The 25,886-nt window shown below is 69.2% G+C and carries 26 protein-coding genes; 6 read left to right on the plus strand and 20 right to left on the minus strand.

Annotated elements, in window-relative coordinates:
• Window positions 1-32: 32 nt before the first annotated feature.
• From lpqB to CKW34_RS16525, 13 genes are all read right to left on the minus strand, one after another.
• Entirely contained in the window at window positions 33-1,817 is a 1,785-nt protein-coding gene (gene lpqB, locus CKW34_RS16465) for an MtrAB system accessory lipoprotein LpqB (RefSeq protein ID WP_059382253.1), read from the minus strand.
• The gene (mtrB, locus tag CKW34_RS16470; RefSeq protein ID WP_059382254.1) at window positions 1,814-3,463 is read right to left on the minus strand and encodes an MtrAB system histidine kinase MtrB; all 1,650 of its coding nucleotides are present in this window, start codon (window positions 3,461-3,463) and stop codon (window positions 1,814-1,816) included. The genes lpqB and mtrB overlap by 4 nt, the downstream gene beginning before the upstream one ends.
• A 68-nt stretch (window positions 3,464-3,531) precedes the next feature.
• The gene (mtrA, locus tag CKW34_RS16475; protein ID WP_006550216.1) at window positions 3,532-4,209 is read right to left on the minus strand and encodes an MtrAB system response regulator MtrA; all 678 of its coding nucleotides are present in this window, start codon (window positions 4,207-4,209) and stop codon (window positions 3,532-3,534) included.
• Window positions 4,210-4,214: 5 nt separating this feature from the next.
• Window positions 4,215-4,880, minus strand: coding sequence for a dTMP kinase (locus tag CKW34_RS16480; RefSeq protein WP_059382255.1), 666 nt, complete (start codon window positions 4,878-4,880; stop codon window positions 4,215-4,217).
• A 57-nt stretch (window positions 4,881-4,937) separates the two neighbouring features.
• Entirely contained in the window at window positions 4,938-6,407 is a 1,470-nt protein-coding gene (gene ahcY / locus CKW34_RS16485; RefSeq protein ID WP_059382256.1) for an adenosylhomocysteinase, read from the minus strand.
• A 176-nt stretch (window positions 6,408-6,583) separates the two neighbouring features.
• Window positions 6,584-7,189 carry a TetR/AcrR family transcriptional regulator gene (locus CKW34_RS16490; RefSeq protein ID WP_059382257.1) on the minus strand — a complete coding sequence of 202 codons (606 nt, stop codon included), beginning with the start codon at window positions 7,187-7,189 and terminating at the stop codon, window positions 6,584-6,586.
• 69 nt (window positions 7,190-7,258) lie between these two features.
• The gene (locus CKW34_RS16495) at window positions 7,259-7,444 is read right to left on the minus strand and encodes a rubredoxin (protein ID WP_016694878.1); all 186 of its coding nucleotides are present in this window, start codon (window positions 7,442-7,444) and stop codon (window positions 7,259-7,261) included.
• Window positions 7,441-7,608, minus strand: a complete 168-nt coding sequence (locus CKW34_RS16500) for a rubredoxin (protein WP_059382389.1) — start codon at window positions 7,606-7,608, stop codon at window positions 7,441-7,443. The genes CKW34_RS16495 and CKW34_RS16500 overlap by 4 nt, the downstream gene beginning before the upstream one ends.
• 2 nt (window positions 7,609-7,610) lie before the next feature.
• Window positions 7,611-8,855 carry an alkane 1-monooxygenase gene (locus CKW34_RS16505; protein ID WP_059382258.1) on the minus strand — a complete coding sequence of 415 codons (1,245 nt, stop codon included), beginning with the start codon at window positions 8,853-8,855 and terminating at the stop codon, window positions 7,611-7,613.
• Window positions 8,856-9,064: 209 nt separating this feature from the next.
• Complete coding sequence (gene manA, locus CKW34_RS16510; RefSeq protein WP_059382259.1) at window positions 9,065-10,342, minus strand: mannose-6-phosphate isomerase, class I; 1,278 nt, start codon at window positions 10,340-10,342, stop codon at window positions 9,065-9,067.
• Window positions 10,342-11,427, minus strand: coding sequence for a hypothetical protein (locus CKW34_RS16515; RefSeq protein WP_059382390.1), 1,086 nt, complete (start codon window positions 11,425-11,427; stop codon window positions 10,342-10,344). Before CKW34_RS16515 ends, manA begins: the two co-directional genes overlap by 1 nt.
• Before the next feature lie 146 nt (window positions 11,428-11,573).
• Complete coding sequence (locus CKW34_RS16520; RefSeq protein WP_059382260.1) at window positions 11,574-12,944, minus strand: phosphomannomutase/phosphoglucomutase; 1,371 nt, start codon at window positions 12,942-12,944, stop codon at window positions 11,574-11,576.
• 76 nt (window positions 12,945-13,020) lie between these two features.
• Window positions 13,021-13,416 carry a DUF3499 domain-containing protein gene (locus tag CKW34_RS16525; protein ID WP_174479619.1) on the minus strand — a complete coding sequence of 132 codons (396 nt, stop codon included), beginning with the start codon at window positions 13,414-13,416 and terminating at the stop codon, window positions 13,021-13,023.
• An 87-nt stretch (window positions 13,417-13,503) separates the two neighbouring features.
• On the opposite strand from CKW34_RS16525, the gene CKW34_RS16530 reads away from it, so the two are divergent.
• Window positions 13,504-13,998 (plus strand): metallopeptidase family protein, encoded by a 495-nt coding sequence (locus tag CKW34_RS16530; protein ID WP_059382262.1) that lies wholly within the window; start codon window positions 13,504-13,506, stop codon window positions 13,996-13,998.
• Window positions 13,999-14,118: 120 nt separating this feature from the next.
• On the opposite strand, the gene CKW34_RS16535 is transcribed toward CKW34_RS16530, so the two are convergent.
• Window positions 14,119-14,385 carry a WhiB family transcriptional regulator gene (locus tag CKW34_RS16535; RefSeq protein WP_167388378.1) on the minus strand — a complete coding sequence of 89 codons (267 nt, stop codon included), beginning with the start codon at window positions 14,383-14,385 and terminating at the stop codon, window positions 14,119-14,121.
• 334 nt (window positions 14,386-14,719) lie between these two features.
• Between CKW34_RS16535 and cofD the strand changes: the two genes are divergently transcribed.
• From cofD to CKW34_RS16550, 3 genes are read left to right on the plus strand one after another with little or no spacing between them, the layout of a single operon-like run.
• The gene (gene cofD / locus CKW34_RS16540; protein ID WP_080968239.1) at window positions 14,720-15,709 is read left to right on the plus strand and encodes a 2-phospho-L-lactate transferase; all 990 of its coding nucleotides are present in this window, start codon (window positions 14,720-14,722) and stop codon (window positions 15,707-15,709) included.
• A complete protein-coding gene (locus CKW34_RS16545) occupies window positions 15,709-17,076 on the plus strand; it encodes a coenzyme F420-0:L-glutamate ligase (RefSeq protein ID WP_059382265.1) in 1,368 nt (455 codons plus the stop codon). Before cofD ends, CKW34_RS16545 begins: the two co-directional genes overlap by 1 nt.
• A gap of 2 nt (window positions 17,077-17,078) precedes the next feature.
• The gene (locus tag CKW34_RS16550) at window positions 17,079-17,633 is read left to right on the plus strand and encodes an NUDIX hydrolase (RefSeq protein ID WP_059382266.1); all 555 of its coding nucleotides are present in this window, start codon (window positions 17,079-17,081) and stop codon (window positions 17,631-17,633) included.
• Window positions 17,634-17,672: 39 nt separating this feature from the next.
• On the opposite strand, the gene CKW34_RS16555 is transcribed toward CKW34_RS16550, so the two are convergent.
• From CKW34_RS16555 to rfbD, 4 genes are read right to left on the minus strand one after another with little or no spacing between them, the layout of a single operon-like run.
• Window positions 17,673-18,437 carry an SGNH/GDSL hydrolase family protein gene (locus CKW34_RS16555; protein WP_059382267.1) on the minus strand — a complete coding sequence of 255 codons (765 nt, stop codon included), beginning with the start codon at window positions 18,435-18,437 and terminating at the stop codon, window positions 17,673-17,675.
• Window positions 18,438-18,451: 14 nt separating this feature from the next.
• A complete protein-coding gene (gene manB / locus CKW34_RS16560) occupies window positions 18,452-19,537 on the minus strand; it encodes a mannose-1-phosphate guanylyltransferase (protein WP_059382268.1) in 1,086 nt (361 codons plus the stop codon).
• On the minus strand, window positions 19,527-20,453 hold the full coding sequence (locus CKW34_RS16565; RefSeq protein ID WP_059382391.1) for a glycosyltransferase family 2 protein: 927 nt from the start codon (window positions 20,451-20,453) through the stop codon (window positions 19,527-19,529). The genes manB and CKW34_RS16565 overlap by 11 nt, the downstream gene beginning before the upstream one ends.
• Before the next feature lie 59 nt (window positions 20,454-20,512).
• Window positions 20,513-21,382 (minus strand): dTDP-4-dehydrorhamnose reductase, encoded by an 870-nt coding sequence (rfbD, locus tag CKW34_RS16570; protein WP_059382269.1) that lies wholly within the window; start codon window positions 21,380-21,382, stop codon window positions 20,513-20,515.
• Window positions 21,383-21,678: 296 nt separating this feature from the next.
• Here rfbD and CKW34_RS16575 point away from each other — a divergent pair, with 296 nt between their 5' ends.
• Both CKW34_RS16575 and CKW34_RS16580 read left to right on the plus strand, forming a co-directional pair.
• Window positions 21,679-23,172 carry an LCP family protein gene (locus CKW34_RS16575; RefSeq protein WP_059382270.1) on the plus strand — a complete coding sequence of 498 codons (1,494 nt, stop codon included), beginning with the start codon at window positions 21,679-21,681 and terminating at the stop codon, window positions 23,170-23,172.
• A gap of 20 nt (window positions 23,173-23,192) precedes the next feature.
• Window positions 23,193-23,903 (plus strand): TIGR03089 family protein, encoded by a 711-nt coding sequence (locus CKW34_RS16580; RefSeq protein WP_059382271.1) that lies wholly within the window; start codon window positions 23,193-23,195, stop codon window positions 23,901-23,903.
• Here the strand turns inward: CKW34_RS16580 and CKW34_RS16585 are convergent.
• Both CKW34_RS16585 and CKW34_RS16590 read right to left on the minus strand, forming a co-directional pair.
• Window positions 23,881-24,207 (minus strand): hypothetical protein, encoded by a 327-nt coding sequence (locus tag CKW34_RS16585; protein WP_080968252.1) that lies wholly within the window; start codon window positions 24,205-24,207, stop codon window positions 23,881-23,883. The two genes, CKW34_RS16580 and CKW34_RS16585, sit on opposite strands and share 23 nt — an antisense overlap.
• Window positions 24,208-24,343: 136 nt before the next feature.
• Window positions 24,344-25,786, minus strand: coding sequence for an MFS transporter (locus tag CKW34_RS16590; protein WP_059382272.1), 1,443 nt, complete (start codon window positions 25,784-25,786; stop codon window positions 24,344-24,346).
• Window positions 25,787-25,886: the final 100 nt, after the last annotated feature.

Here is a 25,886-nt window from a genome sequence, read left to right on the forward strand (position 1 = left end):
TCACCGACGACCGGAGATCACAGTCGGCAGGCTCAGCCCGGAAGGACGGGAATCGCCGCCATACCCGCCAGTCCGGGCACCTCGCGCCAGTACCGGTCGCCCGCGGGATCCCGGTTGTTGAGCTGGAAGACCGTCCGGGAATCGGCGACGAACTCGCTGGCCGTGGATGCCTCGACCGCAACCACCGGAGGGGTGAGGTTGCGGCTCGGGAGCGCGTCGATGCGCGAGCCGTCCACCGCGATCTGCACGACGGGCACGTCGGCCGACGCGCGGGAGACGACGATCGTGTCGGCAGTGCTCCAGTCCAGGGCGAGCGCCGGACCGCCGAGACCGAAGCCGATCTCGCGCGGATTGGTGAGCGAGTACTCGCCGGTCGTGGTCGGCACCACCGTCGCGACGAAGACCCGCCCGTCGATGATCAGGGCGGCGCGGACACCGTCGCGAGACAGGCGCAGCTCGGTGATGCGGCCCCCGAGGGCGCGGATCGCACCCGCTTCGACGCCGACCACGGTGACCCGCCCGGTGCCGGGTTCGCGCACAGCGCGCACCACCGCGGTGCCGTTGACGACGGCCCACACCGAGTTGTTGTTGGGCGACCAGGACGGCCGGGTGATCGACTCGCCGTCGACCGCGGGTTCGGCGGCGCCTTCGCTGTAGGCACCGACCATCAGCTGCACGGCCGGCTCCGGTCTGGGTTTCCCGGTGTTCTCGACCGCGGCGACGAGTTCCCCGTCCAGCGACAGGGCGACGGACTGCAGGTCGTCGGCCGTACCGAAGAAGCTGCGGACGGGCGTCACGCCGGTCTCGGCGACACTCACCAGCGCCCCGTCGAGCAGGGCGTGAAGACCCACGGTCACGCTCGACGCGGCGAGGGGGTTCATCGACGCCACGTCGGCGGTGGTCCAACCGTTGGGGAACCGCTCGTCGAGGGGCTGACCATCGGCGAGGAGGTGGTACGGGCCGCTGATGTCGGCGTTGGCGAGGGTCCAGATCACCTGCGAGGCGAGCAGTTCGCGATCCTGCCGGCCCATCGAGCCGACCCCCTGGAAGTCGATGCGGATGCCGCCGAGTCCGACACCGACGTCGGTCGTGCGGCCGTCCGCCTTCGTCACCGAGCCGATGACGGTGACGTCCTCGAGGAGGTTCTTGACCGCGGGCGCGAGGACCTCTTTCGGCCCCTCGACGAGCAATCCGATCAGCTGCGATGCCGTCTGCTCGGGAGTGCCGGTGATCCAGCGCGGGTCGGGGACGACGGCGTTGCCGGTCGGGTCGAGGAAGTACAGCGAACGGCGCTGATAGGTATTCAGGAAGCGCGGGCGGTCCATGATGACGCCGGCCGGCAGCCGGTCGATTCGCCACTCGCCGTCGGTGCGGACGAGGGAGAACCGTGCCTCGAACTCCCCGTCGGCGGGACGGTAGATGCCGCCCTCCTCGAGATGGCCGACGGTGCTCGCCCGAACCACGTAGGTGGCGCTGTCGCCGTCGCGTTCCTCGACGAGGACGTCGACCTTGTCGACGATCGTCGCGCTCGCCGCGTCGTCCCATGACTCGGACATCGCAGGTGTGAGGAACTGCCGGGCCGCGCGGTGACGGTTGATCGGATCCGTGCTCGCCTGCAGGAAGTCGCGCAGGAGCAGGTCGGGTTCGCGACCGGGCACGGGCGCGGCGACCTCGGTGGTCGTGGGGCCACGTTCGAGGGTTCCGATGGCCTGCGGTGACGAGGAATCGGGCAGCGTGGCGCATCCCGACAGCACGAGCCCGGCCACGGTCAGGAGTACGACGAGCACGCCCGCTGCACGCGGAGTCGAGCGGCTCATGTATTGGCTCCTTCGGACGGTGTGCTCGCAGGGTCGGTCGGGATCTCTCCGGTCGACGGCTGCTCCGGGGTGTCGTCACCCGGTGGAGGCTTGCCCTGCACGGCCTTCGCGGCGCTGGGCACGAGAGGCAGCGGGCTGCGACCCACCTTACGTCCGCGTTCGCGCGGGAGGGTGAGCCGGAAGCTGGCGCCTCGTCCCGGTTCGCCCCACGCTTCGAGCTTGCCGTTGTGCAGGTTGGCGTCCTCGACGCTGATGGCGAGACCGAGGCCGGCGCCACCGGAGCGCCGGACCCGTGACGGATCGGACCGCCAGAACCGGTTGAAGACGAGCTTCTCCTCCCCCGGTCGCAGGCCCACTCCCTGGTCGCGCACGACGAAGGCCGCGGCCGCGTCGTCGGCGCGCAGCCGCAGGAGGATGGGTTTGCCCTCGCCGTGATCGATCGCGTTGGCGAGCAGATTGCGCAGGATGCGCTCGACGCGGCGGGGATCGACGTCGGCCTCGACGGGCTCGTCCGGTAGGTCGACGATGAGCTCGGTGGCGGTCTCGCGGGCGAGGTGCCGCACGGTCGAGACGGCGGCACGCGCGCACATCCGCACATCGAGTCGCTCGGAGGCGAGTTCGGCGACACCCGCGTCGTGCCGGCTGATCTCGAGCAGGTCGTTGAGGAGGCTCTCGAAACGGTCGAGTTCGGCGACCAGCAGTTCGGAGGACCGCTTGAGGACGGGGTCGAGGTCGTCGCTGCCGTCGTGGATGAGATCGGCGGCCATGCGCACCGTCGTGAGCGGGGTGCGCAGTTCGTGGCTCACGTCGGAGGTGAACCGTTTCTGCAGGTTGCCGTACTCCTCGAGCTGGGTGATCTGCCGCGACAGGCTCTCGGCCATCTCGTTGAACGACATCGCCAGGCGCGCCATGTCGTCCTCGCCGCGGACCGGCATGCGTTCCTTGAGCCGCCCGTCGGCGAAGCGCACCGCGATCCGGGAGGCCGATCGGATGGGCAGCACGACCTGCCGCGCGACGATCATCGAGATCGCGGTCAGCAGCACGAGCAGGACCACCGCGCCGACGAGCAGGGTGCCGCGGACGAGGGCGAGGGTGCGTTCCTCCCCGCCGAGCGGGAAGACGAGATACAGCTCGAGCGTCGAGATGTCGGAGTCGGTGGGGCTGCCCATGATCAGGGCCGGCCCGGTGTAGCCGTCGGGATCGGCGACCGTCGCGAACTGGTACGCGATCTGCCCGTTCTGGACGAAGGCGCGCAGGTTCTGCGGGATCTGGTCGGCGGGCCCACTCGAGGTGGGGGCCCGCGGCCCGTCGCCGGGGACGATCAGGACGGGGTCGAAGGTTCCGGCGACGCCGGTGTCCTGTCCCCCGTCGCTGCCACGGCTGGTGAGGATCGCCGCGGCACCGTCGAGGCGGACGGCGAGCGAACCGGAGTCGTCGGCGCCCGCGAGTTGCCCCTCGACGAGTGCACGCGAGCGATCCATCTCCTCGGTCGCCGCGTCGATCTTCACTTCGAGCAGTCGGTCGGTGATCTGGCTCGTGAGTACCACTCCGAGCACGAACATGACGATCAGCGACAGTGTGAGGGTCGAGGTCACGACCCGCAGCTGCAACGATCGTCGCCAGGTGTGCGCGAGTCGGCTGCTCATCGACCGCGACCACCTCACCAGCGGCAGCGTCCTACGCGTGATACGCCGCCGTAGCCGGTAGGTTCGGATCACGGCGGTCCGGCCTTGTAGCCGACCCCCCGCACCGTGAGCACCGCCTCGGGATTCTCGGGATCCTTCTCGACCTTCGCGCGCAGACGCTGGACGTGGACGTTCACGAGCCGGGTGTCGGCGGCGTGCCGGTAACCCCAGACCTGTTCGAGCAGGACCTCACGGGTGAACACCTGACGCGGCTTGCGCGCGAGCGCCACGAGCAGGTCGAACTCGAGGGGCGTCAGCGAGATCGCCTCGTCGCCGCGGGTGACCTTGTGGGCAGGGACGTCGATGGTGATGTCCCCGATCGTCAGGACCTCGGCCGGTTCCTGCTCGGTGCGACGCAGCCGGGCCCGCACACGTGCGACGAGCTCCTTCGGCTTGAACGGCTTGACGATGTAGTCGTCGGCGCCCGATTCGAGGCCGAGCACGACGTCGACGGTGTCGGACTTGGCGGTGAGCATCACGATCGGCACACCGGAGTCCGCACGGAGCACACGACAGACGTCGATGCCGTTCATGCCGGGAAGCATGAGATCGAGCAGAACGAGGTCGGGCCGGATCTCACGCACGGCGCCCAGCGCCTGAGTGCCGTCCCCCACCACGAACGGTTCGAATCCCTCGCCGCGCAGCACGATCGTGAGCATCTCGGCCAGCGCGGTGTCGTCGTCGACTACCAGAATCCTCGGCTTCATAGCCTCTATCGTGTCACCCCTTCACCGTCGTGAAGCAGATTTGAGATGTCGACGGCGAGTTGTCGCGGGGAGGTCTGCGGGCCTGCGACCTCCCACGGAGACATCCACTGCTGCTGTGCGAGCTCGTCGTAGACCTCACCGGTGCGGTGCTGCAGACCGGTATCGCGCTCGTAGGCGTCGCGATCGCGGTCGGCCTCGGTCGCGGCGCGGTTACGGGCACGCTCCGCGGCGAGGGCTACCGGAACGCGGAGCAGCACCTGCAGATCGGGCACCGGGAGCCCGAACCGTTCGAACTCGAGATGGCGGATCCATTCGACCGCCGGGCCGGTCGCGCCCTGGTTGCGGCGCGCCGCGGTGTACGCGGCGTTGGACGCGACATACCGGTCGAGCAGCACGATGTCGTTGTCGGCGAGCAGCTTCCGCAACTCGTCGGCAGCATCGCGACGGTCGAGTGCCCACAGCAACGCCATCGCCTCGATGCTCGAGGCGGTGTCGCCGTGCTGCCCGCGCAGCGCCTCCGCGCCCAGGTCGGCGTGGATCGACTGCCCGTACCGCGGGAAGGCCAGCGTCGCGACCTTCCGTCCGGCCTCACGCCAGGTCTCGACGAGGCCGGCGGACAACGTCCGCTTGCCGGCCCCGTCGAGACCCTCGACGACGATCAGATCGCCCATGCGCCCTGTGATCCCAAATCACTCATGCGCTTCGTGTTTCCCGTCGAGTTGCCGGGATCAGTAGCGGTAGTGCTCGGGCTTGTACGGGCCCTCGACGTCGACGCCGATGTACTCGGCCTGCTCCTTGGTCAGCTTCGTGATCCGTCCGCCGAGCGCCTCGACGTGGATCTTCGCGACCTTCTCGTCGAGGTGCTTGGGCAGGCGGTAGACCTCGTTGTCGTACTCGTCGGGCTTGGTCCACAGCTCGATCTGGGCGATCACCTGGTTGGCGAACGAGTTGCTCATCACGAAGGAGGGGTGGCCCGTGGCGTTGCCGAGGTTGAGCAGGCGGCCCTCCGACAGGACGATGATCGAATGACCGTCGGCGAAGGTGAACTCGTCGACCTGCGGCTTGATGTTGACCCGCGTGACGTCGGCGGCCCGCTCGAGGCCGGCCATGTCGATCTCGTTGTCGAAGTGGCCGATGTTGCCGAGGATGGCCTGGTGCTTCATCGCCTTCATGTGCTCGAAGGTGATGATGTCCTTGTTGCCGGTCGCGGTGATGATGATGTCGGCCTGGCCGATGAAGTCCTCGACCGTCACGACGTCGTAGCCGTCCATCATGGCCTGCAGGGCGTTGATCGGGTCGACCTCGGTGACCGAGACTCGTGCACCCTGGCCGCGCAGGGCCTCGGCGCAGCCCTTGCCGACGTCGCCGTAACCGCACACCAGCGCGGCCTTGCCGCCGATGAGGACGTCGGTGCCGCGGTTGATGCCGTCGAGCAGCGAGTGCCGGGTGCCGTACTTGTTGTCGAACTTGCTCTTGGTGACCGAGTCGTTGACGTTGATCGCGGGGAACGTGAGTTCGCCGGCAGCGGAGAGCTGGTACAGGCGCAGGACGCCCGTGGTGGTCTCCTCGGTGACACCCTTGACGGACTCGGCGACGGTGGTCCACTTCTTCGAGTCGGCGGCGAGCGAGCGGCGCAGCAGCTCGAGGAAGACCTTGTACTCGGCGGAGTCCTGCTCGTCGTCGATCGGCGGCACGACGCCGGCCTTCTCGAACTGGGCGCCCTTGAGCACGAGCATCGTGGCGTCGCCGCCGTCGTCGAGGATCATGTTGGCGGGTTCGCCGGGCCAGGTGAGCATCTGCTCGGCCGCCCACCAGTACTCCTCGAGGGTCTCGCCCTTCCAGGCGAAGACCGGGACGCCCTTGGGCTCCTCGGGGGTGCCGTGCGGGCCGACGACGACGGCCGCGGCGGCGTGGTCCTGGGTGGAGAAGATGTTGCACGACGCCCAGCGCACCTGCGCGCCGAGGGAGACGAGCGTTTCGATGAGCACAGCGGTCTGGACCGTCATGTGCAGCGAGCCGGAGATCCGTGCGCCCTTCAGCGGCTGCACCTCCGCGTACTCGCGACGCAGCGCCATCAGGCCCGGCATCTCGTGTTCGGCGAGCCGGATCTCCTTGCGCCCGAACTCGGCGAGGGACAGATCGGCGACCTTGAAATCGAGACCGTTGACCCGGTCGGCTACGAGCGTGGTGTCAGACACGTGCAGATGCCTCTTCCTGTCGGCAGACGATGTTGGTTCCAGGCTATACAACCTGCGCAAGAAGGAGCCCGGCAGATCGACTCCCGACGGGATCCACCCGACTTCCCGGACGGCCTGTGGGCGCCCGCCGCGTACAGCGGACCCGTTCCGGAACCCGCGTACAGCGACCATGTGCGTCAGCCGCGTACGGCGGCCCGTTCGACGAACGGCACGAGCAGATCGGCGAGGTCGGCGGCGACATCGCGCCCCGAGGAAGGCGGCATCGAGACGAAGCTCAGCGCGACCCGCACGACGGCCCGCGCGAGGATCCCGGCATCGGACTCGGACGCCGCGATCCAGCTGTGGTGGAAGGTCTCCGTGAGGCGACCCGCGCCCCGCTCGAGAATGGGGGCGGCATCGGTGGTGATCAGGCGCAACAGGTCGGGCTTGGCCTCCCCGCTCAGCAGGGACTGCACCAGGGGGTCGGCGGCGGACGCCTCGAAGAAGAACGTGAAACCATCCATGAGCGCGGCCCGCGCGTCGCCGACGTGGGCGTACACCGAATCGGCCACGGCGTCGACGAACTCGTCGACCAGACGCAGCGCATATCCCTGGGCGAGCCCCTGCCGGGAGGAGAACTCCTTGTAGAGGGTCTGCCGGCTGATGCCGGCGGCCCGGGCGACATCACTCATGGTGACCGCCGACCAGTCACGTTCGAGCAGCAGCTCGCGCATCGCGTCGAGGATCGTCGAGCGCAGCAGCACCCGACTGGCCTCGTGGAAGGGAACCCGCGCGTTCGACATGGTGGGAACGCTCTCACGCACGGATGTGCTCGTCAAAGCAACACGGGCAGTGATCCACCGGGGAGCGGTTCACCGGCGGACGATCTCGACCATCTCGAAGTCGGCCTTGGCGGCACCGCAGTCCGGGCAGGACCAGTCGTCGGGGATGTCCTCCCATCGGGTGCCGGGTTCGATGCCCTCGTCGGGCCATCCTTCGGCCTCGTCGTACTCGAATCCGCACACGAGACAACGGAACAAACGGTAGTCGGTGCTCACGGGGTGTACTCCTCGAAATCGGTCTTCTCCCGGACTCCGCAGTCGGGGCACGGCCAATCGTCGGGTACGTCGGACCACGGGGTGCCGGCCGGGAAGCCCTCCCGGGGAACACCGGCGGTCTCGTCGTACACGAACTCGCAGACGGGACAGCGGTAGGACGCCATGATCACTTCCCTTCCGCGGCAGCGGGATCCGATGCTCCGTAGCGGGCCAGGATCTTCTCGCGCCGACGCGGTTCGATGTTGACGCGGGTGATGTCGCCGTCGTAGTGGTCGAGCACGCGGTGGTCCATGACCTTGCGCCACAGCGGCGGGATGTAGGCGAGGGTGATCATCGTCGCGTAACCCGCGGGCAGCTGCGGCGAGACCTCCATGCTGCGCAGGGTCTGGTAGCGCCGCGTGGGATTGGCGTGATGGTCGCTGTGCCGCTGCAGGTGGTACAGGAAGATGTTCGTCACGAGATGGTCGCTGTTCCAGCTGTGTGCGGGCGAGCAGCGCTCGTAGCGTCCCTTCGCGGTCTTCTGCCGCAGCAGACCGTAGTGCTCGAGGTAGTTCACGACCTCGAGCAACGAGAACCCGAAGATTGCCTGGATCACGAGATACGGCGCGATCGACAGGCCGAAGACGCCGAGGAGCACCGCGTACAGCACGACGGAGATCGCCCACGCGTTGAGGACGTCGTTGTGCACGCTCCACACCGGCTTGCCGAGGCGCTCGAGACGGGCCCGTTCGAGGCGCCACGCCGACCTCAGGCTGCCGACGACAGTACGGGGCAGGAAGCGCCAGAAGCTCTCCCCGAACCGGGCCGAGGCCGGGTCCTCCGGGGTGGCGACCCGCACGTGGTGACCGCGATTGTGCTCGATGTAGAAGTGTCCGTAGAACGACGGGGCGAGCGCCCACTTCGACAGTCGCCGTTCGAATTCGACCTTCTTGTGGCCGAGTTCGTGCGCCGTGTTGATGCCGATGCCCGCGACCACGCCGACCGAGACCGCGAGACCGATCTTCGACATCACACCGAGTCCGCCGTCGATGCCGAGCCAGGACAGATCCTCGGCCGACCAGAGGTAGCAAGCGAAGACCAGCGACGCGAACTGGAACGGCAGGTAGAGGTAGGTGCAGTAGCGGTAGAAACGGTCGTTCTCGAGTTGCTCGAACAACTCCTCGGGCGGGTTCTCGCCGTCGGGTCCGACGAACAGGTCGAGCAGTGGGACGAGGACGTAGATCAGCAGGGGGCCGATCCACCACAGGACCGGGGTGACGCTCTGCAGACCGAGCTCGTTCCCGCCCCACACCAGGGCCGTGGCGACGAACAGTGCCGTCGGGGGCACCAGCCCCAGAAGCCACAGATGGCGCTTCCGGTCGCGCCACTGGAGATCGGGTCGATCCACCGAATCCGCGGATGCCGTACTCATGTCGGGTCTCCTCATCACCGTCGATGGCGCCGATGCGCCACCACTCGGTGACGCACACCACTCATACCTTGACTCTAGGCCGCTATCCGTCCGAGGTCTAGACATATGGAGGAATTTGTAAATCTCACGAAGGCGCATCCGGAAACGACGAAGGCGAGCCCGTGCGGGCTCGCCTTCGATTCGATTCCGTCCCTACAGGGACCCCTGTTTCAGGACTCGTCGGTCACCGATCCCGGTATCTCGCCGAGACGGGCCCGGAAGACCTGCGTGTCCGCGGCAGAACCGTGGACGGTCGGATTCCGGTCGCACGCGGACAACCACGCCGAGTCGCCGGGCTTCAGCGTCACCGACTCGCCGTCGCACTCGACGCGGACATCGCCCGAGGTGCACAACAGGATCTGCGGACCGTCGGCACCGACCCCGAGGCTGTCGCCCGCGCCGAGGTCGATACGCGACAGCGCGAATTCCGGTGCCGGGGTCCGGTACCGGCGTTCGATCGGTCCCTGTCCCGGCCCGGTCTCCGCCGGGGTCTCCGGCACGGCTTCGAGAATCGGCACCGAGGCCGCCCCGAAGTCGAGCACCCGCAGCAGTTCGGGCACGTCCACGTGCTTCGGGGTGAGACCCCCGCGCAGCACGTTGTCGGAGTTCGCCATGATCTCGACACCCATGCCGTGCAGATAGGCGTGCAGATTTCCCGCGTCGAGGTACAGGCCCTCGCCCGGTTGCAGGGTGATGCGGTTGAGCAGCAGCGAGGCGAGCACTCCGGCGTCGCCGGGATAGAAGTCCGCCAGCTGCAGGGCCGTACGCACCTCCGGAACGAAATCGCGTTCGCCCTCTCGTCCGGCCGCGAGATAGGTCACGCACCCGTCGAGCACCCGCGGCAGCAGCGCCGCGAGAGCGGGCGGGGGCAACGTGATCCAGGTGGTGAACAGCGCCCGCAGACCACTCGAATCGGGTTGGCCCGCGAGCAGTCCCACATAGGGGTCGAGTTCCGGAACGGCCAGCGCCTCGAACAGCTCCACGGTCCGTTTCGGGTCGCGGAAGCCGGCCAGGGCCTCGAACCGGGTCAGCGCCACCACGAGCTCGGGCTTGTGGCTGGCGTCCTTGTAGTTGCGGACGGGCGAGTCGATCGGGATGCCGAGTGCTTCCTCACGAGCGAAGCCCTCGGCCGCCTGACCGGCGCTGGGATGCGCCTGCAGCGACAGCGGCTCTTCCGCCGCCAGCAGCTTGAGGAGGAAGGGCAGCCGGGGACCGAACGCCCCCACCGTGCGATCACCGAGGTGTCGCTGCGGATCGGCCGACAGCACGTCGAGCAGCGAATGCTCGTCACCGTCCGGATCCACCAGCCTGGCGGGATCGGCCGGGTGCGCACCGAGCCACAACTCGGCCTCGGGATGATGGGAGGGCACATTGCGGCCACGCAGGGTGGCGATCGCGGTCCGCGACCCCCAGGCGTACGAGCGCACCGCACCTTCGAGTCGGTGCACTATCTCCCCCCTGCCAATCCGAGATACGCGGCCGCCATCTCTGTGCGGACGGTCAACACTGCCACCTGTTCCAGCACGGTGGGAACCGTACTCGATTCGAATTCTCCGATCACGGACATCAGTTCCACATCCGGAAGCGCCGCCGTCCTGCGCTGCGCCGCCGAACGGTCGGGGTCCGTGCTGACCACGAACACCCGTGCCGGCGCGATCGGTGCCGGTCCGTCGAGCTCCTCGTCGTGGAAGAACGGGTCGTAGTTCTCGCCGCTCGCGGTGACGACGTTCGTGAGCCGGTCGCGCGCGACCAGCACGTCGCTCAGTGCCGCAGCGCCGGCGACCACCCCCGCCTCCTGGAGCAGGGATTCCGAGGCGTGCCGTGCAAGCACCGTCGTCACGGCGGAATCTCCCGCGAACACCACACGACGCGACTGCATGCGCACCGCGAGGGACTTCGCCGGATTGTGGAAGACCTCGTTCGACGGGTGATTGCGCGCCGCTTCCTCGTCGGCCGTGTCGGCGACCTCGGCGAGCGGCGGAACACCGGTGATCCGGACGGCGCGCTGCAGCACACCGAGCACCGCGCAGAACACCGCGACGTGCCGGGCGAGCACATACCGGGTCTGGACCCGGACGCGCGGCGGCAACGACATCGCGCGACCGGCCGAGACCGCCCGCACCGGACCTTCGTCCGGGGCGTCGACGACGACCTCCGCACTGCGCCGCAATCCGGCGTCGATGCTGCGCGCCAGCTCGGGATCGCCGGCGTCGTTCCCCGAGACCACCACGACGTCGAGCGCGCCGACCCAGGGTGGGGTGGCAGGTGCGGAGACCAGCGGTACACCGGCCTGCCCACCGAACATCGCGACGACCAGTTCCGCGGCCGACCGGGCGCGGGCGTCGGTGCCGACGAAGACGACACTGCGGGGGTGCATGTCGGTGAGCCGGCCGAGCAGACCTTCGTCGACCGCCGCGGCGACCGCGCGGATCTGAGCGCCGCCGAGGGCCGCGCTCCTGAGGATGCCATCGACATCGGCGGCGAGAACACCGCCCGCATCGTCGAAGTCGAACAGCGGTGAGGGAGCCGTCACGACCGCATCACCTTCCTTCCGCCGCCGCGACCTCGGCGAGCCGGCTGACAGGGCCCGGTCGGCCACCGACCCGAGATCGGTGCTCCGCCGAACCGACACCGGCACACCCTGCACCGGCACTTCGATTATTCCCGTTGTCCCTCCGTCTACGCACGAACGACGGAAAGGATCTCCTTCACCAATGCCTCGACCTCGCCGTCCGTGCGTGCCTCCACGTTGAGCCGCAGCAACGGCTCGGTGTTGGACGCGCGCAGGTTGAACCATGCGTTGTCGGGCAGGTCGACGGTGACACCGTCGAGCCGGTCGATCGACACCGCGCGGTCCTCGAACGCCGCGACGACGGCCTCGGTGCGCTCGGCGGCATCGGCGACCGTCGAGTTGATCTCGCCCGACGCCGCGTAGCGGTTGTAGGAGCTCATCAGCTCGGAGAGCGGACCGTCCTGCGCGGCGAGTGCGGCGAGGACGTGCAGGGCCGCGAGCATGCCGGAGTCGGCACCCCAGAAGTCGCGGAAGTAGTAGTGCGCCGAGTGTTCCCCACCGAAGACGGCACCGGTCTCGGCCATCTGCTGCTTGATGAACGAGTGCCCGACCCGGGTGCGGACCGGCTTGCCGCCCTGCTCGGCGACGAGCTCGGGCACCACGCGGGAGGTGATGAGGTTGTGGATGATCGTCGCCCCGGGCTCCTTGGCGAGTTCGCGGGCGGCGACGAGGGCCGTGACCGCGGACGGGGTGACCGGTTCGCCACGCTCGTCGACGACGAAGCAACGATCGGCGTCGCCGTCGAAGGCCAGACCCACGTCGGCGCCGGACTCGACGACCAGACGCTGGAGGTCGACGAGGTTGGCGGGATCGAGGGGGTTGGCCTCGTGGTTCGGGAAGGTGCCGTCGAGTTCGAAGTACAGCGGCACGAGATCCACGGGCAGAGCGCCGAAGACGGCGGGGACGGTGTGGCCGCCCATGCCGTTGCCGGCGTCGACCGCCACCTTCAGCGGCCGCATCTCCGCGAGATCGACCAGGCCGCGGACGAACGAGGCGTAGTCCTCGAGGACGTCCTGCTCGGTGACGCTGCCGCGCTCGCCCTCGTAGGCGGGCACACCCTCGACGAGATCGGCGGAGATCTGCGCCAGACCGGTGTCCTGGCCGACGGGCTTGGCACCGGCACGGCAGAGCTTGATGCCGTTGTACTTCGCGGGATTGTGGCTGGCGGTGAACATCGCGCCGGGTGCGTCGAGCAGGCCCGACGCGAAGTAGAGCTGGTCGGTGGACGCGAGTCCGATCAGCACCACGTCGAGTCCCTGCGCGGTGACCCCGTCTGCGAAGGCCTGCGACAGAGAGGGGGACGAGGCGCGCATGTCGTGCCCGATCACCACGCGCTCCGCGCTGCCCTCACTGCGCAACAGGCGTGCGAACGACGCTCCGACCTCGCGGACGAACTCTTCGTCGATCTGCTCTCCGACGACTCCCCGTACGTCGTAGGCCTTGATGACTGCTGACACCGACTCGGCAGCTCTCGCCACTGTATTAGCTCCTGAACTCGACTCGTGCGATGTCGTCCTCCGCGACATCGCACTCGCTCAGCCTAGTGCGAACGGCTCAGGACGTGGGATCGGGAAGAACACGCAGGTGACCGCGTCGGCCGGTGCGTGCGGTGGGAGGCACGACGGCCCGTTGGGGCTCCTCGGCGGCGTCGTCGCCCGAGTCGGGACGGGAACGCTCCCCCAGGCCGGCCTCGCGTACAGCCTCGGCGAGGGCGGTCAGATCGTCCTCGTCGGGGGTAGCCGACGAGAACGCTCCCTCGTATCGGACGAGTTCCCAGCCCTTCGGTGCCGTGATGCGCGAACCGTGCATCTCGCAGAGATCCCACGAGTGAGGTTCCGCGACGGTCGCCAGGGGACCGACAACGGCAGTGGAGTCCGAGTACACGTAGGTCAGCGTCGCAACAGCAGGGTTCTTGCACCCAGGCCGGCAGCATCGACGCAGTGTTCTCACGACTGGGAGCGTAGCGCGCCGGGCGCGCCAGGACTATTCGGACACACCGAAAGGGTGGGGCGATTTTCGTGTCGTAGTGTCCATGGCATGGTCCGCGCACGACGTTCCCGCCCTGTGTCGTCCCGCTCCGTGGCACGCCGCGGCAGGGGAATCCGCGGTCCCCTGTTCCCGCAGAGCCTGCCGGCGTGGAAGACGCGCGCCGAGAAGTTCGACCTGCTCGTGCTCGGGGCGTTCGCGCCGATCGACGCGCGCTGGCACGACCGCCTCACCAAGCTCGACATCGCCGTCGACGAGGTCCCGAAGATCCGGGCACGCGATCCCGACTCGGTCAACTGGCCGGACGAGGTGGTCGCCGACGGACCGGTGCCGTTGTCCCGGCTCGTGCCGGCGGGGATCGATCGACGGGGCGCCGCCACCCGGGCGCGGATCGTGTTGTTCCGCCGGCCGCTCGAGGTGCGGGCGAAGGATCCGGACGACCTGACGGATCTGGTGCACGACGTCCTCGTGCACCAGGTGGCCACCTATCTCGGTGTCGAACCGGAAGTGGTGGACCCGACACTCGGCGAGGACGACGAGGACTGAACGACATCTGGATATGACGAAGGCCGGGTTGCTCGTCCCCCACGGCCGCAACCCGACCTTCGTCGTCCGACTCGGTGTTTCACTCGGTCCCGCACTCCCCGTACCGGGCCGAACCCCTCGTCAGACTATTCCGCGCTTGAGGCGACGGCGTTCCCTCTCGGAAAGCCCGCCCCAGATACCGAACCGCTCGTCGTGGGCGAGTGCGTATTCGAGACAGTCGTCTCGGACCTCACACCCCATGCAGATGCGCTTGGCCTCCCTGGTGGAGCCACCCTTCTCGGGGAAGAATGCCTCCGGATCGGTCTGCGCACAGAGCGCACGCTCCTGCCACTGCTCCTCGCCATCCGCTGGGTCGCCGAATCCCGAAATCAAACTCAGGACGGGCACCCCGACGTCCGGGTAGTCACAGACAGCCTCGACTGCAGTATCGCTTCGAGTGAGCTCGAAGCTGTCGCGCTCGCCGGCCATTGTCCCTCCTCACCTGCAGCGCCGAATCATGACCGGGGATCAACCCGCTGCCATCCTTCGAATACTCGTTCGAATGCGGGTTCACCGCAAGGGATCTCGAATTCGATTATCGAATGACATGTATGTGATTAGACACTTCGGGTGTGTCGCGGTCAAGCGGAGCGGCGTTGTTCACATATCATCGGCCGCTTTGCCGAAACGCGTTTCGGACGGTGCGCGACCGGGTAGACGACGCACCGCTTAGGCTTGGGCCGTGAATGTGACTGTATTGGTCGGAGGTGTCGGTGGGGCGCGTTTTCTCTCAGGTTTGCGCCGACTTCTCGATATTTCCCCCGGCGTGGAGCCGAATCCGGACGCGGCACACCGCATCACGGCGGTGGTCAACGTCGGCGACGACGTGTGGATGCACGGTCTGAGGATCTGTCCGGATCTCGACACCTGCATGTACACCCTGGGCGGTGGGATCGACACGGAACGCGGCTGGGGTCGCGCCGGCGAGACCTGGAACGCCAAGGAGGAACTCGCCGCCTACGGGGCGATTCCCGACTGGTTCGGTCTCGGCGACCGCGACATCGCCACCCACCTCATCCGGACGCAGATGCTGCGGACCGGCTATCCGCTCTCCGCGATCACCGAAGCACTGTGCACGCGGTGGAAGCCGGGCGTGACCCTGCTGCCGGTCTCCGACGACCGCAGCGAGACCCACGTCGTCATCACCGATCCCGAGGACGGTGAGCAGCGCGCCGTGCACTTCGAGGAATGGTGGGTCCGCCACCGCGCCCAGGTGCCGACGCACAGCTTCGCCCACATCGGCGCAGAAGAAGCCGAGCCGGCCCCCGGTGTGCTCGAGGCGATCGAGAACGCCGACGCGGTCGTCCTGGCCCCGTCGAACCCCGTCGTCAGCGTCGGGGCGATCCTCGCGATCCCCGGCATCCGCGGGGCGCTGCGCACCACGTCGGCGAAGGTCGTCGGCCTGTCCCCCGTCATCGACGGCAAGCCCCTGCGCGGCATGGCCGATGAGTGTCTGGACGTCATCGGAGTGGAGACCTCCGCCGAGGCCGTCGGCCGGTACTACGGCGCCCGCTCGGGCACAGGCATTCTCGACGGCTGGCTCGTGCACTCGACCGACAGCGCCGAGGTGCCGGGTGTCGAGGTCCGATCCGTTCCGCTGCTCATGACCGACACCGACGCGACCGCCGAGATGGCCCGCGCCGCCCTCGACCTCGCCGGAGTGACCCTGTGATGCCGGACGCCGTCGCCGACCCCGCAGTGCGTGACCACGCGCCGGGTGGCCCGATCGAGATCCTGCCCGTCGCCGGGCTTCCCGAATTCCGGCCCGGCGACGACCTGGCCGCGGCCGTCGCGCAGGCCGCACCGTGGCTGGCCGACGGGGACGTCCTCGTCGTCACCAGCAAGGTGGTCTCGAAGGTCGAGGGACGGATCGTCGCCGCACCCACCGATCCCGACGCCCGCGACGCGCTCCGCCGCCGCCTCGTGAACGAGGAAGCGGTCCGCGTGCTGGCACGCAAAGGCCGCACCCTCATCACCGAGAACAAGCTCGGCATCGTGCAGGCGGCCTCCGGAATCGACGGGTCGAACGTCGACAGTGCCGAACTCGCACTGCTGCCCGAGAATCCCGACGCGAGCGCAGCGACCCTTCGCGAACGGCTCGGTGCGCTGCTCGGTGTCCGGGTCGCCGTAGTGGTCACCGACACCATGGGGCGCGCCTGGCGCAACGGCCAGACCGACGCCGCGATCGGCTCGTCCGGGCTTCCCGTCCTGCACGGCTACGCCGGCTCCCACGACTCGCAGGGCAACGAACTGCAGGTGACGTCTGTGGCGGTGGCCGACGAGATCGCCGCCGCAGGCGATCTGGTCAAGGGCAAGCTCGGCGGTGTGCCCGTCGCCGTGGTGCGCGGACTCGACCTGCCCGACGACGGATCCACCGCCCGCGCCCTGATCCGCAGCGGTGAGGACGACCTGTTCTGGCTCGGCACCGAGGAGGCCCTCGAACGCGGCCGGCGCGAGGCACTGCTGCTGCGCCGGTCGGTGCGGCAGTTCGCCTCCGAGCCCGTCGATCCCGAGGATCTGCGTGAGGCGGTCGCCGAGGCCCTCACCGCACCCGCACCCCATCACACACGTCCGGTGCGGTTCGTGTGGGTGCGCACCGAGCAGGTGCGCCGCCGGCTCCTCGACCGCATGCGCGACAAGTGGGCCGAGGATCTCCACGGCGACGGACTCGACCCGGTGGCCGTCGAACGCCGCATCTCCCGTGGCGCGATCCTCTACGACGCACCCGAGGTGATCGTCCCCTTCTGGGTGCCCGACGGAGCACACCACTATCCGGATGCGCGTCGCACCGCGGCCGAAGCCACGATGTTCACCGTCGCCGCCGGTGCGGCGGTGCAGGGTCTGCTCGTCTCCCTCGCGACCCGCGGGCTCGGCAGCTGCTGGATCGGCTCGACGATCTTCGCCCCGGAGGTGGTCCGCGAGGAACTCGGGCTTCCTGCCGAGTGGTCGCCGCTCGGGGCGGTCGCCGTCGGCTACCCGCTCACCGAACCGGAGCCGCGCGAACCCGCGGACCCGGGCGACGCCCTCGTGGAGCTGTAGCCGTGTCGGCGCGTTCCCTGCACGCCTCGGCGATCGACCGGCTCACCGCCTGGCGCACCGACTCCGAGGACGCCGAATCACTGCGGCACACGATGCTGGCGTTCCTCGATTCGGCGCCCGACGGGTGCCTGCGCGAACACGTGCCCGGGCACATCACGGCGTCGTCGATCGTGCTCGATGCCGACCACCGCAACGTGTTGCTCACCCTGCATCCGCGGGTGGGGCGGTGGATCCAGCTCGGCGGACACTGCGAGCCGTCGGACGAGACAGTCGTCGACGCGGCCCTGCGCGAGGCCACCGAGGAATCCGGTATCGCCGATCTGGTGATCGATCCGGAACTGCTCTCGGCGCACACGCATCCGATCACGTGCTCCCTCGGCGTGCCCACCCGTCACCTCGACCTGCGGTTCCTGGTGACCGCACCCGTGGGTGCCCGGCCGGTGCGCAGCGACGAATCCACCGACCTGCAGTGGTGGCCCGTCGACGCGCTGCCGCCGGAGGCCGAGCACGAGACGATCGCGCACATGGTCCGGCTCGCGGCGGCCCGACGGGCCTGAGACGACGCGGCCCGACGGGTCGCCGGGACGAGCGTGAGGTCAGAACCGGACGGGGCCCAATTCGGGGTACTTCGGGGTGACGCCGTCACCGGAGGACACCCCGCGCAACCGCCGGCCCATCCAGGGGACGAGGAACTCGCGCATCCACGCGCGGTCCGCGGCGCGTTCCTGGGCCCGGGTGAGGACGGGTGCCTCGTCGAACTCCACCGGTCCGAGACCGTGTTCGACCCCGAGCAGGTCGAGCACGCGGATCGCCATGTTGTGGTGGCCGGCCGCGGACATGTGTAGTCGGTCGAAGTCCCACATGCGCAGATCGCGGTACTCGTCGAACCTCCAGAAGTCGACGATGGTCGCCCCGTGCCGGTCGGCGATCTCCCGGACGAGCTCGTTGTACACGGCCCACCGGCCGCGCAGGAGCCCGAAGACCGGCGCCCAGCTGCCGTCGTAGGCCGTCCACATCAGGATGCGGGCGCCGGTCGCGGCGAGTTTGCCGATCGCCTCGTCGTACTCGGCCGCGAGTGCGTCGAGGTCGAGTTTCGGACGCATGAGGTTGTTGCCGCCGGCGTAGATCGTCACGAGATCGGGGCGCATCGCCACGGCGGTCTCGAGCTGCTCGTCGATGATCGGTCGCAGCAACCGGCCCCGGATGGCGAGATTCGCGTACGCGAAGTTCTCCGAGTGCCGCGCCAGCTCACCGGCGACGAGATCGGCCCAGCCGCGCAGCCCGTTGGGACGCGACGGGTCCGGGTCGCCGACTCCCTCGGTGAAAGAATCGCCGAGCGCCACATACCGTTCGAAGCTCACTTCGTCCTCTCGACTCAGACGTCGGTACTGAAGCGGATGCCGCCGTCGGGGATCTTCACCCCGGGCCACACCCGCGCACCGCGCAACAGTTCGCACCGGGCACCGATGTCGGCGCCGTCACCGATCACGCCGTCGCGGATCAGGGCACGCGGACCGACCCGCACCCCGAATCCGATGATGGTCCGCTCGATCACCGCACCGGCCTCGACCCGTGCACCGTCGAAGATCACCGCGCCGTCCAGGCGGGCGCCGGCACCGATCTCCGCGCCGCGGCCGACGACCGTGCCACCGATCAGCAGGGCGCCGGGGGCCACGGAGGCACCCGGATGCACGAGCGACTCGCCGCGCTGCGGCGGAAGAGCCGGCGACGGAGCGATACCGCGGACCAGATCGGCCGAACCACGGACGAAGTCCTCCGGGGTGCCCATGTCGCGCCAATAGGCGGCGTCGACGTGCCCGTAGACCTTCTTGCCCTCGGTCAGCAGCGCCGGGAACACCTCGCGCTCCACCGAGACCGGACGGCCCTCGGGGATCTGCTCGATGATCTCGCGGCGGAAGACGTAGCAGCCGGCGTTGATCTGGTCGGTCGGCGGATCCTGGGTCTTCTCGAGGAAGGCGGTCACCCGGCCGTCCTCGTCGGTCGGCACACAGCCGAAGGCACGCGGATCGCTCACCCGCACCAGGTGCAGGGTCACGTCCGCCTCGGTGCGCACATGCGTGTCGAGCACGGCGCCGAGATCGGTGCCACCGAGCACGTCACCGTTGAAGACCATGACGTTGTCGGCACGCAGCTTCGGCAGCACGTTGCGGATACCACCGCCGGTGCCGAGCGGCTCGGTCTCGGTGACGTACTCGATCTCGAGTCCGAAGTCGGACCCGTCGGCGAAGTACTCCTCGAAGACCTCGGCCTTGAACGAGGTGCCGAGCACGACGTGCTTGATGCCCGCCTCACGGATCCGCGCGAGCAGGTGGGTGAGGAAGGGCACCCCCGCGGTGGGCAGCATCGGCTTGGGTGCCGACAGCGTCAGCGGCCGTAGCCGCGTGCCCTGCCCGCCGACCAGAATCACCGCATCGGTGTGCGGTGCCGAATCACTCGTCATCGTCTCCCCTGTTCACTGTCGTGCCGACCGGAATGTTCTGGTCGGTCCTCCCGTTCCGACGCTCCCGCACGGCCGCCGCGACCGCCACTCGCGATCGCACCGCGAGCCCGGCCCGCAACGCCCATCGCAGCGGCGCCTGCCACCCGTGGGGGTGACGGTCCGCCTGGAAGCGGTAGGCACTCTCGTGATGTGCCGGGAGCATCAGTTCGGGGTGCCGTCCGGCCGCGTGGCCCTTGGCGTGTGTGACCACCGCGGACGGCACGTACACGTTGAGCCACCCCGCTCGTCCGAGCCGGTCGCCCAGGTCCACGTCCTCCATGTACATGAAGTATCGCGAATCGAAGCCGTCGATCGAGTCGAAGGCCGCTCGCCGCAGCAGCAGGCACGATCCGGACAGCCAGCCCACGGGGCGTTCGCTGATCTCCTCGTTCTCCTGGCGGTAGCGGCGTGTCCACGGATTGGCCGGCCAGACGGTGCCGAGCAGCGCGTGACCTGCACCGGAGGCGAGGGTGGGGACGGTGCGCGCCGAGGGATAGACGCTTCCGTCCGGTTCGTGGATCAGCGGCCCGAGCGAACCGGCGCGCGGCCAGCGACGCGCCGCGTCGAGCAGTTCGTCGAGCGAACCGGGGTGCCACCGGACGTCCGGGTTCGCGACGACGACGAACTCCGCGGACGGGTCGACCTCGGCGACCGCACGGTTGATCGCGCCGCCGTAACCGATGTTCCCGCCGGTCCGGAGCAGTCGCACGTTCTCGTGTGCCGCCTCGGCGGCCTCGGGAGCACCGTCGGTCGAACCGTTGTCGGCCAGGATCACCTGCGTCGGCAGAACGGTTGCGGAGGTGAGCGAGGTGAGAAAGTTCTCGAGGTGCTCACCGGGCGAGTAGGTCACCGTCACCACGGCCAGCGTCGAATCCACGCCGGTCACCTTAGCGACCTCGACGGTGTGCGACACCTCACGGGCCGCTTCGTCGGATGTCATCGTGCAGGCGGCACGGTTCCGTCACCGGCGATCGCCTCGTGCAGCGCCTCCCGCCACGGACGCAAGGGGGTCAGGCCGGCGCCGACCCAGGCGCTGTCGTCGAGCACCGAGTAGGCGGGCCGGGGCGCGGGCCGGACGAACTCGTCGCTGCTGCACGGGTGCACCCGCTCCGGATCGGCGCCGATCTCCTCGAAGACCGCCCGGGCGAGGTCGAACCAGGTCGCTTCCCCGACGTTCGTCGCGTGCAGGATCCCGCCGGGGATCCCGTCGGCGCGGGAGGCGAGTTCGAGCAGGCCGTCCGCCAGGTCGCGGGCGTAGGTGGGGCAGCCACGCTGGTCGTCGACGACGCGCAGGGTGTCGCGTTCGCCCTCGAGTCGCCGCATGGTGGCGACGAAGTCGTTGCCGTCGCCGGTGTACACCCAGGCGGTACGCACGACGTGCGCGGTGGGCAGCGCCTCGAGCACCTTCCTCTCACCTGCGAGTTTCGTGCGGCCGTAGGCCGTGCGCGGGCCGGGCGGGGCGTCCACCCGGTAGGGCTCGGTCGCGTCGCCGGCGAAGACGTAGTCGGTGGAGACATGGACGAGACGGGCACCCTTGTCGGCACAGACGGCGGCCAGCACACCCGGGCCCGTGCCGTTCACCACAGCGGCTCGGTCCTCGTCGGTCTCGGCCGCGTCGACGGCGGTGTACGCGGCGGCATTGATCACCACGGAGCCCGGTTCGACGGCGGCGGCCACGGCCTGCGGATCGGTGATGTCGACCTCGGTCGATCCGACACCGCGGATCGGGATCCCCGCCGCAGTGCCGCGGTTCACGAGATGACGGCCGAGCTGGCCACGGGCTCCGGTGACGAGAACGCTACGCACTCGGAGAAGTCTGGCACGCCGGAGTGGTGCGCGCCGAGCAAGCGTCCCCACCAGTAGCCTTCAACCGAGAGCTACAGACACAGACCCCGTACCAGCCACAGGAGGAGTACCAGGTGCCGCCAGAGCCGCGTCGCCGCACCGGCCGACGTCCCGACCCGACGGGACGTCGCCCCCGCGCGGGCGATCCGACAGCTGCCGACGGCAGGTACGGGTCGGATCCCGGCCCTCGACAGTCGCGGCGTACCGCCCGGCGCGAGCCGCCCTCCCGCAGCCCCGGAACACCGGCGGAGGCGCGGGTGTACAGCGGCAGGCCGTGGCAGATCGCCGTCGCGATCGCGGCGTGCCTGGTGCTGGTCGTCACCGGCGTTGCCTGGCGCAGCGTCGACGCGCTGCAGTCGTCGTTGGCCTCGGTCCGCGGCCTGGCCCTCGGCGGCGGGGAGGACGGCGCCGTCGACATCCTGCTGGTGGGCACGGACAGCCGCACCGATGCGCACGGCAATCCCCTCTCCCAGCGCGAGCTCGACGCGTTGCGCGCGGGTGAGGAAGTGGCGAACAACACCGACACGATCATCCTGCTCCGAGTGCCGAACGACGGCCGGTCGGCCACGGCGATGTCGATCCCCCGCGACACCTACGTCGAGGTGCCCGAGATCGGGATGTCGAAGATCAACGCGGCGTACGGCGCCACGAAGGCGAACCGGCGCGCCGAGCTCGTCGAAGCCGACGCCGACGCGACCGAGACCGAACTCGAGAACGAATCGACCCAGGCGGGCCGGGAGGCGCTCATCGAGTCGGTCGCCGACCTGACGGGTGTGACGGTGGACCATTACGCCGAGGTCGGACTCCTCGGCTTCGTGCTGCTCACCGACGCCGTCGGCGGTGTCGACGTGTGCCTGAACGCACCGGTGGACGAGCCGCTGTCGGGCGCCCGTTTCGACGCCGGTGTACAGACCCTGCAGGGTTCGGACGCACTGAGCTTCGTCCGCCAGCGTCACGACCTGCCGCGCGGCGATCTCGACCGGATCGTGCGGCAGCAGGTGTTCATGGCATCGCTGGCTCAGAAGGTCCTCAGCGCCAAGACGCTGTCCAACCCGTCGAAGGTGAGTCAGCTGACCGCCGCAGTGCAACGTTCAGTGGTGCTCGACTCCGATTGGGACATCATGGCGCTGGCGACCCAGCTGCAGGGCCTTGCCGGTGGCGACGTGACCTTCTCGACGATCCCTGTACAGGACATCAACGCGATGACCGATTACGGCGAGTCGGTCGTGCAGGTCGATCCGGACGAGGTTCGCTCCTTCGTCGCCGAGCTGATCGGCCGCGAACCGGACGGCAGCGAGACCACCTCGACCCCGGTGCCCGCCCCCGACATCGACGCGTCGACCGTCACGGTCGATGTCGCGAACGCCGGATCCGTGTCCGGCCTGGCCTCCCAGGTGTCCGCGGCCCTGTCCGAGGAGGGCTACGTCGAGGGCGAGGTGGGCAACTACACCGGTTCCGGTGTGGGCACGTCGACGGTCTTCGGTGCCGACGAGGACTCCGACGAGACTCGTGCGGTGGCCGCGGCGCTCGGTGGTCTCGCCACCGGGTCTGACCCCTCGCTCCCGGCCGGCACGGTGCGGGTCGTGCTCGCAGGCGACTACACCGGCCCCGGCTCGTCGTCGTACTCCGGTTCGTCCACCGCCGCATCCGCCTCCGACATCGGGGTGAGCCCGGCCGGTGGCACCGCCACCCCGGCTCCCTCCGCACCACCCATCGATGCGGGCTCCGACGGCCCGCGCTGCGTGAACTGACAGCCGAGAAGAAGGACATCGTGACCACCCTGACCGACGCACTGCTCGATCCGATCCTCGCCGAAGATCCGGCGGGTCCGCGGATCACCTGGTACGACGACGCGACCGGCGCGCGTATCGAACTGTCGGCGCTCACCCTCGCCAACTGGGCCGCCAAGACGGCCAACATGATCCGCGACCAGTTCGGGATTCTTCCCGGCGGTCGCGTCGCGGTGCTGCTGCCCGCCCACTGGCAGAGCGCAGCGGTGCTGCTCGGTGCGTGGTGGGCCGGCGCCGAGGTGGTGCTCGAGGCCGACCCCGACGCCGACCTCGCGCTCGTCACCCCCGACCGGCTGGACGAGGTCGACACGGTCGCCGAGGTCGCGGCGTTGTCGCTCGACGCATTCGGTGCCCCCGTCCGCGACCTGCCGCCCGGGATCACGGACTACGCGACGGACGTGCGGATGCACGGCGACCAGTTCCGGTCCTCCGGTGCGGCCGATGCGGTGCTCGCCGGACGTTCACAGTCGGATGTGCTCACCGCCGCCACCGAGTCGGCGTCGGCGGCGGGTATCGGCAGCGGCGACCGCGTGTTGTCCTCCCGGTCGTGGTCGCAGCCCGACGATCTCGTCGCCGGACTGCTCGCGGTGCTCGCGGCCCGGGCGTCGCTGGTGCAGGTGAGCAATCCCGATCCCGAAGCCACCGAACGCCGCGTGGCGAGCGAGAAGATCACGGTTCGTCTGGACGGGTGATCCCGCGCTCCTCGCGGTAGCCGCCGTCGGCGAGTCCCGCCTCGATCTCGAACCTGTTGCGGGATCCCGGGTTGCGGAGTTCCTCCCACAGATAACGCGCCGCGAAGCCGATGCCGTGGCGGGCCCACTGGTCCGCGTGCACGGCTTCGTGGCGCAGCAGCGCGCGTGTGGGTCGTATGCGGGTGAGGAAGACACCGCCGACGGTGGTGCCGCCGCGCGCGAAACCACCGCGCATACCGCTGCAGACGAACAGTCCGTACTCGTCGTCGAAGGACACCGAGCCGCCCCAGGCCCTGCCCCACATCGTCGCGAGTGCGGTGACGAAACGTGCCGACGGGACGCCGCGCGATGCGCGTATCACCCTGGCACGCTTCCGTTCCCGTCCCGACACGGCTCGAGCCTACGCCGGCCATGCCGTTTCGGATCTCCGCCGTGCCCGCTCAGACCTTCGCGGGCACGTTCTCGTCGACGGCGTGGAGATCCTTGCGGCGGACGACCGGGATCGTCAGCGTGATCGCGGCGGCCACCAGCGCGACGCCGCACCCGATGAGCAGACCGGTACGGAATCCGGCCTCGGTCGGGATGCTGTAGCCGGCGGCCTGCACGCTCATCTGCGACAGCACCACACCCACCACGGCAGCCGAGATCGACGTGCCCATCGAGCGCATGAGCGAGTTGACGCTGTTGGCGGAGGCCGTCTCGGACTGCGGCACGGCCGACATGATCAGTGCGGGCATCGCACCGTACGCGAAGCCGACGCCGGTGCTGCAGATCGCGGTGACGACGAGCAGGCCCCAGGTCGACCCCATGAGGACGATCGACGAGCCGTATCCGAGCGCGATGATCAGGCAGCCCACGAAGAGCGTGACCTTCGGTCCGCGCTTCGACGAGAGCTTCCCTCCGATCGGCGAGACGAGCATCATCATGAGCCCGCCGGGAGCCATCCACAGACCCATCGCCAGCATCGACTGGCCCAGGCCGTAGCCGGTCTCGGCCGGCAGCTGGAGCAGCTGCGGGACGATCAGCGACTGCGCGTACATGCCGAAGCCCACGACGACCGAGGCGCAGTTGGTCAACAGGACCGGGAGCCGCGCCGCGACCCGCAGATCGACGAGCGGCTCGGAGCGGCGCAGTTCCCACCAACCCCAGACCAGCAGGACGACGACGGCCGCGGCGAACAGATCGAGGGTCGTCGAGCTCGTCCACCCCCAGTCGCCGCCCTTCGAGATCGCGAGCAGCAGGCAGGTCAGAGCCGTTCCGAGGCCGAGCGCACCCACCACGTCGAAGCGGGCGGTGCTGCCCGTGCCACGCCCCTGGGGAGCCACCCGCCACAGCAGGACGAAGACCACGGCGCTCAGCACGCCAGTGGCCCAGAAGAGGGCGCGCCAGCTGGCGTTCTGGGCGACCGCGGCGGCGATCGGGAGGCCGAGCGCGCCACCGATACCCATCGAGGCGCTCATCAGCGCGATCGAGGAGTGCAGACGCTCGGGAGGGAGCGCGTCACGCAACAGGCTGATGCCCAGGGGGATCAGACCGACGCCGAGGCCCTGCAGGCCGCGGCCGATCAGCATCGGCACGAGCGACGACGCCATGGCGCACAGAACCGAGCCGAGAACGAGCGGCACCGTGCAGATCAACAGCATCCGTCGCTTGCCGTACATGTCACCGAGGCGTCCGACGACGGGCGTGGCCACGGCACCGGTGAGCAGGGTGACGGTGATGACCCAGGACGCATTGGACGAGGACGTGTTCAGGATGGCGGGCAGCTGGGCGATGAGCGGCACGACCAGCGTCTGGGTGAGCGCGCCGACGATACCGGTGAAAGCGAGGACCCCCACCAGCAGGGAGGAGCGCACCTGCTGCGCCCCGGGTGACTCCGACATGTACGACTCCGTGATCGACGAAATGCGCCGGTTCCACCGGCAAGAATGTGTATGGCGCACATGGTATGCATGATGCATATCCGTCGGTCAACGCGGGAAC

It is taken from the genome of Rhodococcus rhodochrous (genome assembly GCF_900187265.1).
Taxonomy (GTDB): Bacteria; Actinomycetota; Actinomycetes; order Mycobacteriales; family Mycobacteriaceae; genus Rhodococcus; species Rhodococcus rhodochrous.